The organism is Actinomycetospora sp. CA-053990 (assembly GCF_050948445.1).
Taxonomy (GTDB): domain Bacteria; phylum Actinomycetota; class Actinomycetes; order Mycobacteriales; family Pseudonocardiaceae; genus Actinomycetospora; species Actinomycetospora callitridis.
This window is the reverse complement of sequence record NZ_CP192043.1, coordinates 3309747-3326742: the sequence shown is the minus strand read 5'-3', so window position 1 is coordinate 3326742 and position 16996 is coordinate 3309747. Positions and strand designations below refer to the sequence as shown.

The following is a 16996-nucleotide window of genomic DNA, read 5'->3' as shown; positions in this document are numbered from 1 at the left end:
TGGGCAGAGGGTTAGGGCAGGCGCTGGCCCGTCACGATCGCGGTGACGACGCCGAGGAGCACGAGGATCGTGGCGGCGAGGAACCAGCGCCCCGAGAGGTCGACCATCCGCTCCTCGTAGCCGACCTGCTCGGCGAGGTTGGCGTAGGTCTCGCGCAGGTCGAGCTCGGTGGACGCGCGGCGGAAGTCGCCGCCGGAGAGCTGGGCGATCTCGCGCATCTGGTCGTCGGCCACGGCGACCGACACGGGGCGGCCGTCGATCTCGATCTCGCCGTACTCGGTGCCGAACGAGATCGCGGAGATCGGGACGCCCGCCGCGCGCGCCTCGGCGGACGCGGGGAAGGCGCCGCGGTCGTCGGCCGGGTCGGTGGTCGGCGTCGTCTGCTTGCCGTCCGAGAGCAGGATGATCCGGGCCGGCGGCGGGCCCTCCGGGCCCCGGATCTGGGAGCCGAAAGCCCGGATCGCCGCGAGGCTCGCGCGGATCGCGTCGCCGGTGCCCGTGGACTCCGCGAGCTGCAGCGACCCGATCGCGTTCTTGATCGCCTGGCGGTCGGTGGTGGGCGTGACCAGCGTGCTCGGGGTCGCGGCGAACGACGAGAGCCCGAGGTTGATGCCGGCGGGCAGCTGGTCGGCGAAGGCCGAGGCGGCCGTCTGGGCCACCTGCAGGCGGGAGGGCTCAACGTCGGTGGCGCGCATCGAGAGCGACACGTCGATCGTGAGCATCACCGTGGCGCGGTTGCGCGGGACCTGCGCGGTGCCCTGCGGCCCGGCCAGCGCGATCGTCATGAGCACCAGCGCGACCAGCAGCAGCGCCATCGGCACGTGCCGCCACCAGCCGGGCCCCTTGGGGGCGACGCGCTCGAGCAGCGCCAGGTTGGTGAAGCGCATCGTGTAGCGCTGGCGTCGACGGTTGATCCACCAGTAGCCGACCGCGAGCGCGGCGACGACGAGCAGCAGCAGGAACCACCAGGGGTGCGCGAACACGGTCACCGCCCCCCGGGCGCCGCGGTCGGCACGCGGCCGGTCGTCGCCCCACCCGACCAGCCGCGCTTGCGGGCGACGGCGAAGCGCACGACGTCGGCGATCCAGTCGCGGTCGGTGCGCAGCACGAGGTGCCCGGCGCCGGCCGCGCGCAGGGAGTCGGCGACCCGGCCCCGGTGGGCGGCGGCCTCGGCGGCGAAGCGCCGGCGCAGGGTCGGCGTCGTCGTCACCTCGCGGCGGCGCCCGGACTCGGGGTCGGCGAGCACGACGGTGCCGACGTCGGGCAGCTCCTCGTCGCGGGGGTCGACGACCTCGACGGCGAGCAGGTCGTGGCGGGCGCGCAGGGCCCGCAGCGCGCGCTCCCAGTCGACGTCACCGAGGAAGTCGGACACCACCACGACCAGGCCGCGACGGCGGGGCGGGCGCCGCAGCGCCTCGAGGGCGGCAGGCAGGTCGCCGCGCGTGCCCTCGGGGGCGGGTGGGGTCGCCGCGATCCGCCGCAGCAGCTCGCGGGCGGCGGTCTCGCCCCCGCGGCCGGGCAGGCGCACGGTGCGCTCGCCCGTCGCGACGACGGCGCCGATGCGGTTGCCGCCGCCGCGGGTCAGGTGGGTGACCGCCGCGCACGCGGCGATCGCCAGGTCGCGCTTCTCGCAGGCGGCGGTGCCGAAGTCGAGGCTCGGCGAGAGGTCGACGACGAGCTGGGTCTCGAGCTCGCGGTCGGCGATCGTCTCGCGGATGTGGGGCTCGGTGGTGCGGGCGGTGACCGACCAGTCCATGCGCCGCACGTCGTCGCCGGGCTGGTAGGGCCGCGGCTCCCCCGCCTCGGTGCCCGGCCCGGGCACGAGGCCCAGGTGGTTGCCCTGCAGCAAGCCGTCGAGACGCCGGCGCACCGAGAGCTCCAGGGTGCGCAGCGACGCCGAGAGCCGGGCCTGCGTGCGCTCCCCCGCGACCTCGTCGGGCCCGCTCGGGACCGGCGACGTGGGGGCGGTGCCCAGCCGGGACGGGGTCCGCCGGCCGGGCTCGTCGCCGGCGGCGCGCCCTCGGGCCGCGGACCGGGCTCGGGGACCCGCGCCGCCGGGGTGTCCGGGGAGACGGGCTCGCTCACGCGGTCACCCGCTCGTCCGACGCCGTCACCGTCCCGCCGCCGGGACGGGCGCCGGGCCCATGCCCACCGGGCGGGCCGACACCTGCGGGAGCGGGACGGTCTGGAGCACGCGGGTGACGACGTGGTCGACGGGGACGCCGTCGGCCAGCGCGTCGTAGGACAGCACGAGGCGGTGGCGCAGCACGTCGGGCGCGATGTCGACGACGTCCTGGGGCAGCACGTAGTCGCGCCCGCGCACCAGGGCCAGCGCGCGGGCACCGGCGATGATGCCGAGCGAGGCGCGCGGGGAGGCGCCGTAGGCGACCCAGCCGCCGACGTCGGCCATCCCGTGCTCGGCCGGGGAGCGCGTCGCCACCACGAGGCGCACGACGTAGTCGACGAGCGCGTGGTGCACGAACACCTGCGCCGCGACGTCCTGCAGACGGCGGAGCTCGGCGGGGTCCAGCACGCGGTGCGGCGACGGCGGGCTCACGCCCATCCGGTAGACGATCTCCCGCTCCTCGTCCGCCGTCGGGTACTCGACGAGGATCTTGAACAGGAAGCGGTCGCGCTGCGCCTCGGGCAGCGGGTAGACGCCCTCGTTCTCGATGGGGTTCTGCGTCGCCAGCACCAGGAACGGGTCGGGCATCGGGTGGGTCTCGCCGCCGATGGAGACGTGGCGCTCGGCCATCACCTCGAGCATCGCCGACTGCACCTTCGCGGGCGCTCGGTTGATCTCGTCGGCGAGCACGAAGTTGGACACCACCGGGCCGAGCTCGACGTCGAACTGCTCGCGGCCCTGCCGGTAGATGCGCGTGCCGAGGATGTCGGCGGGCACCAGGTCGGGCGTGAACTGGATGCGTGCGAAGGACCCGCCGACCACACGGGCGAACGTCTCCACCGCGAGGGTCTTGGCCACGCCGGGCACGCCCTCGAGGAGCAGGTGGCCCTTGGCCAGCAGCCCCACGAGCATCCGCTCGACGAGACGGTCCTGGCCGACGATCACCCGCTTGACCTCGAGCACCGTGCGCTCGAGCTGCTCGGCGTCGTGCGCCGGCGTCGCGGTGGTGCCCGTCGTCCCCGCGTCCGTGGGCTCGCTCATCGGCGCCCCTCCCCGACTCCCCGCACCCGGCGTCGTCCCCCTCGGTTGCTCGCTCTCCCACGGTCCGAACCGGACGTGGGCGTCCGGGGCGGCACGCTACCTGCCCGGTCACCAGGCAACTCGTCGGCCGGTATGGGCGTCGTGAGCCTCCCGCTACACCAGCCTGGTGACCGTCGGGACGATCTCCTCGTCGAACCGCACCGGGGCGATCCGCACCTTCTTGCCCGACTCGGGGGCCTCCACCATCTGGTCACCGCCGAGGTAGAGCGCGACATGGTGCACGGCGCCCGCGCCGTCGTCGTCGGCCCAGAACAGCATGTCGCCCGGCCTGCGGTCCTCCAGCGGCACCCGCTGCCCGGACTCGGCCTGGTAGCCGCTGTAGTGCGAGAGCTCCTTCCCGGCCCCGGCGAAGGCGTAGATCATCAGCCCGGAGCAGTCGAAGCCGGTCTTGTCGAAGTCCCCGAAGCTGTCGGCGACGCCGCCGTCGCGGATGCCCTTCGTCGGGCCCTGCGCGTCGCCGCCGCCCCAGGCGTAGACGACGCCGAGCTGCGAGAGCGCCCGTTCGAGCACGAGCTTCACCTCGTCGCTCATCCCGGTGGTGTCGACGCCGGCCTCCGCGAGCGCGTCCTCACCCCCGGCGACGCCCCCGGCGACACCCCCGGCGACGCGGCCGGCCCGCGCGGTGAGCCCTGCGGTCGCCGCGTCGCGCAGCCGGGCGTCGCGGGCGCTGTCCCGTGCGGTCGCGGCCTCGTCGAACGCCTCGGCGCGCTCGCGCTGGGCGGCGAGGTCCGGGTCGGCGTCCTCGAGCTCGCGCAACCGGGACTCGGCGGCGTCGCGCTCGGTGGTCAGCTCGCGCAGCCGGGCCTGCTGGGTCTCGGTGTCCGTGCGGACGCGGACGACCTCGCCGTCGGCGGCGGTGCGTGCCTGCGCGGCCCGCGCGGCAGCCTCGTCGGCTCGGAGGCGGGCGGCGCGGGCGCGGGAGTCGGCGTTGGCGGCCTCGATCCGGGCGTGCTCGGCGCCGTCGAGGGCCGCGCGCTGGTCGGCGGTGACGGCGTCGCGCAGGTGGGCGCGCGCCGCGACGTCCTCCGGGCCCGCGGAGCCCGAGAGCACCGAGAGCGGCCCGAGCACGTCGGCCTGCTGGAACCAGGCGGTGATCCACGCGTCGGCGTCCGCGCGGGCCCGCTCGGCGGCCGCGGCCGCGGCGTCCGCCCCGCGACGGCTCTCCTCGGCGGCGAGCCGCGCCTCGTCGGCGCGGGTGCGGGCGGCGGTGTCGTCGGCCAGGGCCCGGTTGGCGAGCTCCTGGCGCTGCCCGAGGTCCGCGGTCAGCGCGTCGAGCGCCGTCCTCGCCGCGGCGATCCGCGCGACGAGGCGAGCCGGCCTCGCCGGCTGGGTCGTCGGGGGGCAGGGTGCCCGGAGCAGATGTGGCGGACGACGGCGGCGTCGTCGTGGGGGGCGTGCCCGGTCCGGCGTGGGCGGCCGGGACGAGCGCCGGCACGAGGACGCCGGTGACCACGGCGATGAGAACCAGGCGGCGGGCACAGCGGCGGGTGCGGGGGGCGTGCACGCCGTCCTCCTCCGCCGGTCGTCGGTCTCGGGCTCGTCGGTCGCGGGGTGGAGGGTGGCCGTCGCACGCCCCGTCACCGGTGCGACACGCAGAGGTGTGGCGCGAATCGCCCGCCCGGGTGGGGTCTCCGGGCCGCTCGGGGTGCGCGGCGGCCCTCCGTCCGGGGTACTCCGAAGTAGGCTGGTGAGGGCGGGAGTGCGGCACCCGGGTGGGTGCGCGAGACTCCCGGCGAGACCCCCGTGTCGGGCGTCGTCACCGCGCCGGCCGGCACGAGCCGCGCCGTCGGACCACCACCGAGGACGACGCGGCAGACACCGAAACGACCCCGCGGTCGCGGCCGATCGCCACTCGCCGTCACCGTGAGGACCAAGGAGGAACGTGTCCGTGAGCTCGCCAGACCAGTCCGACGGAGCGACGGGGAGCGCCGACTCGTTCGGCGCACGGGGGACCCTCGAGGTCGGCGGCCAGTCCTACGAGATCTTCCGTCTGTCCGCGGTCGAGGGCTCGCAGCGCCTGCCGTTCAGCCTCAAGGTGCTGCTCGAGAACCTCCTGCGCACGGAGGACGGCCTCGTCACCACCGAGGCCAGCATCCGCGCACTGGCGGACTGGGACCCGACGGCCGAGCCCGACACCGAGATCCAGTACGTCCCCGGCCGCGTCGTGATGCAGGACTTCACCGGCGTCCCGTGCATCGTCGACCTCGCCACGATGCGCGAGGCCGTCACCGAGCTCGGGGGCGACGCCCAGAACGTCAACCCGCTCGCGCCCGCCGAGCTGGTCATCGACCACTCCGTCGTCGCCGACCTCTTCGGCACGCCGGACGCCTTCGAGCGCAACGTCGAGCTGGAGTACCAGCGGAACGAGGAGCGCTACAAGTTCCTGCGCTGGGGCCAGACCGCGTTCAGCGAGTTCAAGGTCGTCCCGCCCGGCACCGGGATCGTCCACCAGGTCAACATCGAGCACCTGGCGCGCGTGGTCATGACCCGCAACGGTCAGGCGTACCCCGACACCCTCGTCGGCACCGACTCGCACACCACGATGGTCAACGGCCTCGGCGTGCTGGGCTGGGGCGTCGGCGGCATCGAGGCCGAGGCGGCCATGCTCGGCCAGCCCGTCTCGATGCTCATCCCCAAGGTCGTCGGCTTCCAGCTCTCCGGCGAGCTGCCCGCCGGCGCCACCGCCACCGACCTGGTCCTGACGATCACCGAGATGCTGCGCGAGCACGGCGTCGTCGGGAAGTTCGTCGAGTTCTACGGCGAGGGCGTCGGCGCCGTGCCGCTGGCCAACCGCGCCACGATCGGCAACATGAGCCCGGAGTTCGGCTCCACGTGCGCGATCTTCCCGATCGACGACGAGACCCTCGAGTACCTGCGCTTCACCGGCCGCGACGACGAGCAGGTCGCCCTCGTCGAGGCCTACTGCAAGGAGCAGGGCCTCTGGCACGACCCGAGCCACGAGCCGGACTACTCCGAGACGCTGTCGCTCGACCTCTCGACGATCGTGCCGTCGATCGCCGGCCCGAAGCGCCCGCAGGACCGCATCGCGCTCGACGCCGCCAAGGAGTCGTTCCGCGCCGCGCTGCCCGACTACGTCGACGACGACGGGTCGGCGCGCAGCCAGTCCGAGGAGTCCGACAGCGAGTCGTTCCCGGCCTCCGACCCGCCCGCCGAGCACCCCAACGGCGACGCCGACCGCCCGCGGGTCCACCGCCAGCCGGTCGACCCCGACGGCCGGGCCTCGCACCCGGTGCCGGTGACGCTGTCCGACGGCACCCAGCTCGAGCTCGACCACGGCGCCGTCACCATCGCCGCGATCACCTCGTGCACCAACACCTCGAACCCCTCGGTGATGATCGGCGCGGCGCTGCTCGCGCGGAACGCCGTCGAGAAGGGCCTGGAGCGCCGGCCGTGGGTCAAGACGTCGCTGGCCCCCGGGTCGAAGGTCGTCATGGACTACTACGAGCGCTCCGGGCTGCTGCCCTACCTGGAGAAGCTCGGGTTCAACCTCGTCGGCTACGGCTGCACCACCTGCATCGGCAACTCCGGGCCGCTGCCCGAGGAGATCTCGCAGGCGGTCAACGACGGTGATCTCGCGGTCACCGCGGTGCTCTCGGGCAACCGCAACTTCGAGGGCCGCATCAACCCCGACGTGAAGATGAACTACCTGGCCAGCCCGCCGCTGGTGGTGGCCTACGCGCTCGCCGGGACGATGGACCTCGACCTCGCCACCGAGCCGCTCGGCCACGACTCCGACGGCAACCCGGTGACGCTGGAGGACATCTGGCCCTCGCCGCAGGAGATCCAGGAGACGATCTCCTCGGCCCTCTCGCCCGAGCAGTTCACCGAGGGCTACGCCGACGTCTTCGCCGGCGACGAGCGCTGGACGTCGCTCGACACCCCCGAGGGCGAGACGTTCACCTGGGACCCGGACTCGACCTACGTGCGCAAGCCTCCGTACTTCGAGGGCATGGACCGCGAGCCGAGCGAGGTCACCGACCTTGACGGCGCCCGCGTGCTGCTCAAGCTGGGCGACTCGGTCACCACCGACCACATCTCCCCCGCGGGTGCCATCAAGGAGGACTCGCCGGCCGGCCGGTACCTCAAGGAGAACGGGATCGAGCGCAAGGACTTCAACTCCTACGGCTCCCGTCGCGGCAACCACGAGGTGATGATCCGCGGCACCTTCGCCAACATCCGTCTGCGCAACGAGCTGCGCGACGGCGACGGCAAGGAGCTCCCGCAGGGCGGCTGGACCGTCGACTTCACCCGCGGCGGCGAGCAGACGGCGGTGTACGACGCGGCGCAGAACTACGCCGCCGAGGGCACCCCGCTGGTCGTGCTCGCGGGCAAGGAGTACGGCTCGGGGTCGTCGCGCGACTGGGCGGCCAAGGGCACGACGCTGCTCGGTGTGCGCGCCGTGATCGCCGAGTCCTACGAGCGCATCCACCGCTCCAACCTCGTCGGGATGGGCGTGCTGCCGCTGCAGTACCCGGACGGTCAGGACGCCGACTCGCTGGGCCTCACGGGCACCGAGACGTTCGCGATCTCGGGCGTCACGGCGCTCAACGACGGCGAGGTGCCCGACACCGTGCACGTCACCGCGACCCCCGAGTCCGGCGACGCGATCGAGTTCGACGCGCGCCTGCGCATCGACACCCCGGGTGAGGCGGCGTACTACCGCAACGGCGGCATCCTGCCGTACGTGCTGCGCAAGATGCTGGGCTGACCGAGCTCGCCATCCGGGACGAACGCGCTGTTCGCTGCTTCTATCGCAGCGAACAGCGCGTTCGCTTCTTCCGGGGGTCAGTCGTCCTCGGGCGCCTCGCCCCGCTCGGCCGCCGCGAGTGCCTCGCGGACCGTCTGCTCCTCGCTCTTGCCCCGACGCCAGTAGCCGGTGAAGCACACGTCGCCCTTCGGGACGCCGCGCTCGGTGACGGCGTGGCGGCGCATCGCCCGCACCGCCGACGCCTCCCCCGCGAGCCACACGTAGGGCCGGCCGGGCGGGAACACCACGCTCCGGAGGTCGTCGACGAGCCGGTCTGGCGTCGTCCAGGTCGTGGTGACGTCGCCGGCGGTGTCCCAGGTGAGCTGCTCGGTCACGTCGCGCACCGCCGCCAGCACCACCGCGCAGGCACCGACCGGCAGGTCCTCGAGGATCGCCGCGATCGCGGGGACCGCGGTCTCGTCGCCGACCAGAAGCACCCCGTCGTGCTCGTCGCGGGGTGCGTAGAGCCCGTAGGGGCCGGTGAGGGCGACGTGGTCGCCGGGCCCTGCCCGCAGGACCCAGTCCCGCGCCGGGCCGCTCTCGTGGAGGACGAAGTCGACGTCGATCTCCACCGGGTCCTCGCGGCGGCGGCGCAGCGTGTACGTCCGCATCGGCGAGCGCTCGGTGTCCGGCAGGGCGAGGTAGGTGCGGAACCACGCGCTCACGTCGTCGGGCCTCGCGTCCTCGGGCATCGGCGGGACCGCCGGCTCCACGTCCCCCGGCCGCGGGAAGAACATCTTGAGGTAGCCGTCGGGCGCGGCGGGCGGGAGGTCGGCGAGGTCGGGGCCGGCGAGGGTCACCCGGAGCACCCGCGGGGTGGGTCGTTCGACCGCGCGCACCACCGCGCGTCGCAGGCAGGTCGCCGGACGTGTCGCCGCCGTCGTCACGGGCCCACCCTTCGTCGCCGCTAGGTGAGGCGACCCTAACTTCTGCGGGTGTGGTCAGGGCAAGGGCGCATGTCCGGCGCCGCCACCGGTCAACCCCTCCGGCAGACGGAAGGAGTGGCCATGAACCTGCAGGAGACGGCACACGAGATCCTCGCCGGCGGCCGGGGGATCCTCGCCGCCGACGAGAGCACCGGCACGATCACCAAGCGCTTCGAGGCGGTGGGGATCTCGTCGACGGAGGAGACACGGCGGCGGTACCGCGACCTGCTGTTCACGACGAAGGACATCGAGCAGTACCTGGGCGGTGTGATCCTCTACGACGAGACCGTGCGGCAGGACGCCCTCGACGGCACCGGGATGGTCGAGACCCTCCGGCGGCGCGGGATCCTGCCGGGCATCAAGGTCGACGCGGGCGCCAAGGACCTCGCGGGCTTCCCGGACGAGAAGGTCACCGAGGGCCTCGACGGACTGCGGGAGCGCTTCGCCGAATACGCGGACCTCGGCCTGCGCTTCGCCAAGTGGCGCTCGGTGATCACGGTGTCCGACACGCTGCCGACGGCGACGGCCATCGACCTCAACGCCCACGGGCAGGCGCGCTACGCCGCCCTGGCCCAGGAGGCCGGCCTGGTCCCGATCGTGGAGCCGGAGTCGATCATGGACGGCGACCACGGCATCGACCGGTCCGCCGAGGTCACGGAGGAGGTGCTGGCCGCGGTCGTCGAGCAGTTGCGGCGCCAGCGGGTCGCCCTCGAGGGCGTGCTCGTGAAGACCAACATGGTGGTGTCCGGCTACGGCGGGCCCGACCAGGCCGGTCCGGACGAGGTCGCCGACCGCACGCTCGAGGTGCTGCACCGCACGATCCCCGCCGCCGTGCCGGGCGTCGTGTTCCTCTCGGGGGGCCAGGACGACGAGCAGGCCACAGCCAACCTCGACGCCATCGCCCGCCGCGGCCCGCAGCCCTGGACCGTGAGCTTCTCCTACGCCCGCGCGCTGCAGGGCCGCCCGATGGCGGTGTGGGCCGGCGCGGAGGAGAACGTCGCGGCCGCGCAGGACGCCTTCGCGGAGCGCCTGCGGCTCACCGGGGCGGCCAACCGGGGCGAGTGGAGCCCCGGGCACGCAGCCTGACGGCCGGCACGAGCCGCGCGAAGGGCACCTCGGGCCGAGTAGAGCGGCCGAAGGTGCCCTTCGCCGAATTCGCCGGGTGGTCGGAGTGCGGAGCACTAGACCGGACGGCTCTGACTCCTTCCCCCGCTCGTCGGTGTGACGTAGCGCGCACGGCCCATCACACGGACGTCACTCAACTGCTTGAAGGTCGTTGGCCCGGGCATGATCTTCTCCCCCCGGACGGCGGTCGGGGCGACGGCGCTGGTCGTGGCAGCACTGGTGCTCGCGGGGTGCGGGAGCGCCCCGACACCGCCGCCGCGGACGGTCGCGGTCACCCGGGCGGCGGTGGAGACGGGTGTCTCGGCCATGGGATCGGTGTCCGCGACGGCGACGAACAACATCGGCTTCGGACAGGGCGGCCAGCTGACCGAGGTCAACGTCGCGGTCGGCGACCGGGTCAACGCCGGCGAGGTCCTCGCGAAGATCGACGACTTCGGGGCGCGGCAGGCGCTCGAGCAGGCGCAGATCGGGCTCGAGGGCCAGGAGGCGAACTACCGGCTGGTCCGCGACAACACCGCCGTCGACGGGGCCGGGAACTCCGTGGCCCAGGCCCGGCGGATCCTCGAGGCCACCGAGGAGCAGGTCGACGCCACGCTCGACGCCGACGGGGACGCGATCCACCAGGCGGAGCGGGCTCTGGCCCAGGCCAAGCGCGGTGCTGCCGAGGCGCAGGCGCAGTTCACCGAGGCTCAGCAGGCCTGCGCCGCCGGGGGCGGGGCTGCCGCCTACAACAACCCGGCGCTCATCCCGCTCATGCCGCAGTCACCGTCGCCGGCCCAACAGGGCAACACCTCCTGCATCCTCCTCCCCGGCGCCCAGAGCCAGGCCGCGATGGCGCAGCAGGGCGTCGCGCAGGCCGAGAGCACGCTGGCCCAGGCCCGCACCAAGAAGCAGGTGGACGAGGCCTCCGGCCAGGTGCAGATCGAGCAGGCCCGCAACGGCGTGGTGATGGCCCAGAACCAGCTCGACTCGTCGGCGGCCATGCGCTCGCCCCAGCTCGACGCCGCACAGGCGCAGGTCGACAACGCCCGGCTCGGCGTGCAGAACGCCGAGCGCACCCTCGCCAACACGACCCTGCGGGCGCCGGTCGACGCGGTGGTCACCGCGGTCAACGGGGCCGTCGGCGAGTTCCTCCAGCCGAGCTCCGGCACGACGCCCCAGGCGCCGGGCGGCGAGGCCGCCATCCCGGGTGCCGCCGCGAACGCCGGCGCGGCCGCCGCGTCCGCCTCCTCCGGGGGCGGGGCCTCCCCCGGCCGACCCGGGGGCTCGCAGTTCCTGGTCCTGCAGAACGCCTCCGGGTTCTCGGTGGTCGCGCCCTTCCAGGAGATCGACGCCGCGTCGCTCCTGCCGGGCCAGGAGGCGCACGTGACCCTCGACGCCTTGCCCGACGCCGAGCTCCGGGGCACCGTGCTGGCGGTGTCGCCCGCGTCGACCGACATCGCCAACGTGATCAACTACTACGTCACCGTCGCGATGACCCAGCCGGACCCGCGGCTCAAGGACGGCCAGACCGCGCGCGCGGCGGTGATCACCGGCGAGGGGCCGAACGCGGTGAGCGTCCCGAACTCGGCGGTGCTCCGGCAGGGCGACCGGACGTCCGTGGTGGTCGTGCAGCCCGACGGCCGGCAGGTCCCGACACCGTTCACCCCCGGTCTCGTCGGCGCCGACCGCACCGAGGTGCGCAGCGGCCTGACCGAGGGTCAGCAGATCCTGCTGACGGCCCGCCGGTGAGCGCCGGCCCGGACGACACCGCGACGACCGGCCCGGTCGGCACCGATCAGGAGCCGGCCGAGGAGAGCGCACAGCCCCGCCGCCCGATGAAGCGCAGCACCCGCATCGCGCTGGCGGTGATCCTCGTCCTCGCGCTGATCGCGGCGGCTGGCTTCACGGTGAGCTACTTCCTCGACGCCCGCCAGTACGTCACCACCGACAACGCGCAGGTCGACGGCACCCAGATCCCGATCGTCGCGCCGACCAGCGGCACGCTCGTCGGCTGGACGGGCACGCAGGGTGCCGTGCTGCGGGCCGACCAGGTCGTTGGTCGGATCGAGATCGACGGCGGGTACGTGCGCCCGCAGCGCAGCATCCGCGCCCCCGCCGCCGGGACCGTCGCCCAGAGCGACACCACCGAGGGTGCCTACGTCACCGCCGGCACCCAGCTCGCGATCGCTTACGACCCGTCCGACGTGTACGTGACCGCCCGCGTCGACGAGACCGACATCAACGACGTCCGCCCCGGCCAGGTCGTCGACTTCACCGTCGACGCCTACAGCGACCGGACCTTCACCGGGTCGGTGCGCGAGATCCAGGGCGGCGCCGCGGGCGTGTTCTCGCCGCTGCCGCAGTCGAACAGCGCGGGCAACTTCCAGAAGGTCACCCAGGTGATCCCGGTGAAGATCGGGATCGACGACCTCAAGGGCCTGGAGCTCATCCCGGGCATGAACGTCGAGGTGAACATCCACCGCAACGGCTGAGCGGGCGGCTCACTCCATGACGCGCGGGCCGTCGCTCTTCGCCGGCTTCCCGCTGGGCAGCAGGAACGCGAGGGCGACGCCGAAGGCCGTGAGCACCGTGGTGACCAGCATCAGGTCACCGAACGACGTGTCGAACACCTGCGTCTGCAGCTGCTGGTACATCGAGTACTCCCCCAGCACCGAGCCGAACGTCTCCGGGTCGGCGGGCACCATCCCGGCCCGGTCCGCGTAGTCCTGGGACTGCTGGCCGGTCATCATCGCGGTCATCGCCGCCAGCCCGATCGCCGACGACGAGCGCTGGACGACGGTGTTGTAGGCGCTCGCCCCGTCGACCCGGCTCGGGGGCAGCGACGACAGCCCGCCGGTCATGATCGGCATCATGGCGAGCCCGATGCCCACCGCCCGGAACGCGAGGATCCAGGCGAGCGTCGTGTGCGAGGTGTCGATCGTGAGGTCGCTCAGCAGGTAGGTGCCGTAGGCGACGATCGCGAGCCCGACGACCGCCGGGTACCGGGCGCCGACGCGGTCGTAGATCAGCCCCGCCGCCGGCATGATCACGGCCATCACCAGCGCCTGCGGGAGCAGCAGCAGGCCGGTCTCGAAGGCGCCGAGGCCCTGGTTGAGCTGCAGCGACTGCGGGATGTAGAAGAGCACGCCGAACAGCCCGGCCGAGATGATCGCGATCAGCACCAGCGAGTTGGTGAACGCCCACGAGGTGAACACCCGCACGTCGAGCAGGGGGTGGTCGACCTCGAGCTCGATCACCACGAACAGGGCCAGCGCGAGCAGCCCGTACGTGATGAGGATGAGCACCGGGTAGGACGTCCAGCCCCAGTCCTCGGCCTCGTGCAGCCCGAGCAGCAGGGCGAACAGGCCCGACGCGATCGCCAGGAAGCCCATGAGGTCGAAGCGCTTGGTGCGGCCGCCGCCGAACGAGGGCAGCCAGATGATCGCCGCGATCGTGCCGACCACGCCGATCGGGATGTTGATGAAGAAGATCAGCCGCCAGTCGACGTACTCGACGAGGTAGCCGCCGAGCGTCGGGCCGATCGCCGGGGCGAAGACGATGCCCAGGCCGTACATGCCCATCGCGGCGCCGAGCTTCTCCTTCGGCACGATCTTGTAGAGCATCGTCAGCGCGACGACGGGGATCACACCGCCCGGGATCGCCTGCAGGACCCGGAACGCGATCATCGACTCGAGGCTCCACGCGAGCCCGCACAGCGCCGACCCGATCGCGAAGCCGACCATCGCCAGGATGTAGGCCCGGCCCAGCCCGAGCCGCAGACCCAGCCAGGCGCTGGCCGGGACGATGACGCCCTCGGCGAGCGAGTACGACGTCGAGACCCAGGAGATGTCCTCGGTGGTGACGCCGAAGTCGTTCTGCATCACCGGGATCGCGACGTTGACGATGCTGATGTCCAGCACCGACATGAACATGCCCGCCACCAGCACGAGCAGGGCGACGACCCAGTTCGTCTCCCGCCCGCCGGCCGGCGCGGCCGGGGCCGAGGCCGGGGTCTCGGTGGCGGTGCCGGTCGGGGTGTCGGTCGGGGCGGGCGCGGGCCGCTCGACGGCGTGGTGCCCGTTCGACCCCGGACGCGGGTCCTCGAGAGGAGCGACCTCCGCCTCGCGGGTCTCGGGCCGGGCGGTCACCGCGCCCCCACTGTGATCATCACGACGAGGCTACGACGCCCCGGCGCGGACCTCACCCCGAACGCACGTGACGGTGCTCGCTCACCGGCCCTCGAGCAGGGTGGTGATCTCGTCGACGGCCCGGCGCAGCTCGGTGGCGAAGCGCTCCATCTGCTCGCCCACGGCGGCCGGGGTGCTCAGGTGCACGATGAGCCGGGACGGCAGCAGGACGTAGGCGACGCCGATGCACTGCGTGCTCGTCGACCCGAACCCGAACACGCGCACGTTCTCCGACGGCGCGGAGCTCGTGGACATGAAGTCGTCGCGCATGATCCGCCAGCCCGGCGAGTCGACGACGGCGAGCGGCTCGGTGGCCCCGAGCTCGGCGCCGCGCCGTTGCTGGATCAGCGAGAGCTCCCAGAGGTGCTGCTCGGGCGCGTGGCCCGCCGCGCACGCCTGGGCACGCCGGACGTGGGCGCTCGCGGCCGCGTCGAACGCCGTCCGCCGGGCGTCGTCGTCCGCCGAGGGATCCTCCATGGCTCCGGTGAACGCGAGGATCTCCGGGGTGACGACGCGCATCGCCTCGGTGCGCCCGTGGTGGAAGCTCAGGGTGGCGATCGACTCGTAGGTGGCGCCCACGAAGCCCTTCGACCGCACGTGGGCGAGCTGGTACGCCATCTGCACCAGCGAGTCCGGCGAGGCGCCGAGCTTCTTGGCGCGGTCGCTGCCGAGGTCGTCGACGACCAGGAGCCGGGTCGCGACGGACGCCGCGAACTCCGCGAAGTCCTCGCCGGCCGCCCGGATGTCCTCCGCGCGCTCCTCGGTGATCGCGAACGGCAGGGGCGCGGCGTCCGGGACCCCCTGCGACCGGGCCCCGAGGGCCTCGGCGTGCCTGGCGGTGGACGCGTCGAGCATGCCGTCGACCAGCGCGAGCACGGTCGTCCCGTCGAGGCGGCAGTGCTCGGTGTTGATCCCGGCCGTGCCGTCGGGGAAGACCACGAACGTCACGGCCTTGTCGAACCACCGGTTCGCGCTGGCGCCGTGCAGGAGCTGCGCGCCGATGGCCCGGTCGTCGCCCCGTGCCTCGTCCTCCAGGCTCACGCAGAACAGCGCACGCTCGAGGTCGTCGAGCGCGGCCTCGTTGCCCTCCGCGAGCAGCGCCCGCCGGCTGGCGGCCCACTCGGCGCGGGCCTTGGTGGTCAGGTGGCCCACGCCGGGCCCGCGGGTGTCGCCCACCCGCGCCCGGATCGCGCGCAGCCCGTCGGCGATCTCGGCGGCGGTGTGCGCGGTGCCGTCGGCCCCGAGCACGTCCATCCGGAACGCGTGGCCGCGCACGAAGACCACGATGTGCCGCTCGCGCGACCGTCCGGGCCAGGCCTCGGTGTAGGGCGTGCGGGCGGTGTCCTGCCCGTCGCCGGGGATGCGCGTCGCCGAGAACAGATACTTGTGCTGCTCCATCGTCATCGGCGCGCCCTTGCGGGTGGCCGGCGGGAGCGTCTCGGTGTCGACCCGGTGCTTGTGGTCGAGCGCACCCAGGACGAGCCCCGCGGCGCGCGCGGCCTGGTCCGACTCGGCGGGGTCGGCGCTGTCGGTGAAGAGGAAGAAGAAGTTGGCGTTGAGCGCGATGCGGTCGCGCCGCCCGAGGTAGCGCGACTCCCAGAAGTCGTCGAGCCAGGTGTGGGTCGTCGGCTCGGCGTCGAACGCCTCGAGCGCCGCCTGGAGCACGGGGCCGGGTCCGTCGGGACGCAGCAGCTGGTCGACCGCGACGCGGGTCTGCGCCCGCTGGTCGTCGTCGAGCAGCGGATCGCACCACTCGAGGAACTGCGCGGCGCTGTCGGCCAGGGCCGGCACCGGGACCCGGGGCAGGTCGTCCTCGGCGTCGAAGGTCCCGGTCATGCTGGTCCTCTCTGCAGGTGGGCAGCTGGGCAGTCGGGGTCAGTCGAGCAGGGTGTCACCACGGACCGACGCCGCCGCGAGGTGCTCCGGCGCGATGCGGCCGAACAGCTGGCGGGTCCGCGTCGCCGAGCCGACGACCCCCGGGCGGTCGCTGAACGCGAGGATCGCCGCGTGCCGGGAGGTGGTGCCGTGCACGGTGCTCACGCGGTGCAGCGAGAAGCGGCCGCGGAAGAGCTGCAGGTCCCCCGGGCGCAGCTCGAGGCGGCGGACCGGCGCGCGGTCGCCGTCGAGCACCGCCCGCACCCCGGCGTGGTTCTCGTCGCCGGCGGCGCGGAGGCCCGGGCAGTACTCGAACACCCCGCCGCTCTCGGGCGCGCGGGTCAGCAGGCTGACGGCGATCTCGTTGGTGTCGAAGTGCCAGGGGTGGTCGCCGCCCGGCGCGACGACGTTGAGGGTCAGCCCCGCGTACGGGTCGGCCAGCGGGTGCACGGCGGGTACCTCGAAGCACGCGGCCAGGAGCCGGTGCAGGCCCGGGTGCTCGTAGAGGCGCTGCACGAGATGTCCGGCGGGGATTCGGTCACGCGCGACGAACGCGTTGCGCCGCTGCAGCACGACCCGCGCGGGGTGCTCGTCGGGCAGGTCGTCGTCGGGGTCGGTGTTGTAGACGTTCACCCGGGCGACCTCGGTGTGCGCGGCGCCCGCCACCTCGTCGCCCTGGGCGCGCAGCAGCTCCCGGCGCTCGGGGCGCACCACGTCGCGCAGCACCGTGGCGCCCTGCGCCCGCAGCTCGTCCCGGGCGCGTGCGACGACGTCGCGCCAGGCCGGGTCGTCGGGGTCGTCGAGGGGGTAGCGCCGGGTGTCGACGAACCCGTCGACGGTGTCGATCACGTCCGAACCCACGGCCGGAACCGTAAACGACCCCGCGCCCGGACGTGGGCCGCCGCCC

12 protein-coding genes are annotated in these 16996 nt (G+C 73.8%); 4 read left to right on the top strand and 8 right to left on the bottom strand.

Translation table 11 applies throughout. The features are described from left to right. Positions 1-11: 11 nt before the first annotated feature. The 4 genes from ACQPYN_RS17135 to ACQPYN_RS17120 all read right to left on the bottom strand — a co-directional run bounded on the left by ACQPYN_RS17135 (position 12) and on the right by ACQPYN_RS17120 (position 4807). Positions 12-989 (bottom strand): VWA domain-containing protein, encoded by a 978-nt coding sequence (locus tag ACQPYN_RS17135; RefSeq protein ID WP_433025124.1) that lies wholly within the window; start codon positions 987-989, stop codon positions 12-14. Continuing rightward, the gene (locus ACQPYN_RS17130; protein WP_433038924.1) at positions 986-1891 is read right to left on the bottom strand and encodes a DUF58 domain-containing protein; all 906 of its coding nucleotides are present in this window, start codon (positions 1889-1891) and stop codon (positions 986-988) included. Before ACQPYN_RS17130 ends, ACQPYN_RS17135 begins: the two co-directional genes overlap by 4 nt. 219 nt (positions 1892-2110) lie before the next feature. Continuing rightward, on the bottom strand, positions 2111-3166 hold the full coding sequence (locus tag ACQPYN_RS17125) for an AAA family ATPase (protein ID WP_433025121.1): 1056 nt from the start codon (positions 3164-3166) through the stop codon (positions 2111-2113). Between the two features lie 153 nt (positions 3167-3319). Continuing rightward, positions 3320-4807 (bottom strand): NlpC/P60 family protein, encoded by a 1488-nt coding sequence (locus ACQPYN_RS17120; protein ID WP_433025118.1) that lies wholly within the window; start codon positions 4805-4807, stop codon positions 3320-3322. Between the two features lie 307 nt (positions 4808-5114). Here ACQPYN_RS17120 and ACQPYN_RS17115 point away from each other — a divergent pair, with 307 nt between their 5' ends. Continuing rightward, entirely contained in the window at positions 5115-7955 is a 2841-nt protein-coding gene (locus tag ACQPYN_RS17115; protein ID WP_433025115.1) for an aconitate hydratase, read from the top strand. A gap of 77 nt (positions 7956-8032) precedes the next feature. On the opposite strand, the gene ACQPYN_RS17110 is transcribed toward ACQPYN_RS17115, so the two are convergent. Further along, positions 8033-8881 carry a siderophore-interacting protein gene (locus tag ACQPYN_RS17110; protein WP_433025112.1) on the bottom strand — a complete coding sequence of 283 codons (849 nt, stop codon included), beginning with the start codon at positions 8879-8881 and terminating at the stop codon, positions 8033-8035. Positions 8882-9001: 120 nt separating this feature from the next. On the opposite strand from ACQPYN_RS17110, the gene ACQPYN_RS17105 reads away from it, so the two are divergent. The 3 genes from ACQPYN_RS17105 (at position 9002) to ACQPYN_RS17095 (ending at position 12519) form a co-directional block, all read left to right on the top strand. After that, positions 9002-10006, top strand: a complete 1005-nt coding sequence (locus tag ACQPYN_RS17105; protein WP_433025109.1) for a class I fructose-bisphosphate aldolase — start codon at positions 9002-9004, stop codon at positions 10004-10006. A 201-nt stretch (positions 10007-10207) separates the two neighbouring features. Beyond that, positions 10208-11776, top strand: coding sequence for an HlyD family efflux transporter periplasmic adaptor subunit (locus tag ACQPYN_RS17100; RefSeq protein ID WP_433025106.1), 1569 nt, complete (start codon positions 10208-10210; stop codon positions 11774-11776). Further along, positions 11773-12519 (top strand): efflux RND transporter periplasmic adaptor subunit, encoded by a 747-nt coding sequence (locus tag ACQPYN_RS17095; protein WP_433025103.1) that lies wholly within the window; start codon positions 11773-11775, stop codon positions 12517-12519. The genes ACQPYN_RS17100 and ACQPYN_RS17095 overlap by 4 nt, the downstream gene beginning before the upstream one ends. Positions 12520-12528: 9 nt before the next feature. Here ACQPYN_RS17095 and ACQPYN_RS17090 read toward each other — a convergent pair whose 3' ends face one another. From ACQPYN_RS17090 to ACQPYN_RS17080, 3 genes are all read right to left on the bottom strand, one after another. Continuing rightward, entirely contained in the window at positions 12529-14175 is a 1647-nt protein-coding gene (locus ACQPYN_RS17090; RefSeq protein WP_433025100.1) for a DHA2 family efflux MFS transporter permease subunit, read from the bottom strand. 81 nt (positions 14176-14256) lie between these two features. Then, positions 14257-16050, bottom strand: coding sequence for a choline/carnitine O-acyltransferase (locus ACQPYN_RS17085; protein WP_433025097.1), 1794 nt, complete (start codon positions 16048-16050; stop codon positions 14257-14259). 39 nt (positions 16051-16089) lie between these two features. After that, positions 16090-16950 carry a HalD/BesD family halogenase gene (locus ACQPYN_RS17080; protein WP_433025094.1) on the bottom strand — a complete coding sequence of 287 codons (861 nt, stop codon included), beginning with the start codon at positions 16948-16950 and terminating at the stop codon, positions 16090-16092. Positions 16951-16996: the final 46 nt, after the last annotated feature.

Excerpts from the sequence above, each read along its gene's own strand:
- ACQPYN_RS17125 (WP_433025121.1), bottom strand. The coding sequence starts at position 3,166 with ATGAGCGAGCCCACGGACGCGGGGACGACGGGCACCACCGCGACGCCG.
- ACQPYN_RS17105 (WP_433025109.1), top strand. The coding sequence starts at position 9,002 with ATGAACCTGCAGGAGACGGCACACGAGATCCTCGCCGGCGGCCGGGGG.
- ACQPYN_RS17100 (WP_433025106.1), top strand. The coding sequence starts at position 10,208 with ATGATCTTCTCCCCCCGGACGGCGGTCGGGGCGACGGCGCTGGTCGTG.
- ACQPYN_RS17085 (WP_433025097.1), bottom strand. The coding sequence starts at position 16,050 with ATGACCGGGACCTTCGACGCCGAGGACGACCTGCCCCGGGTCCCGGTG.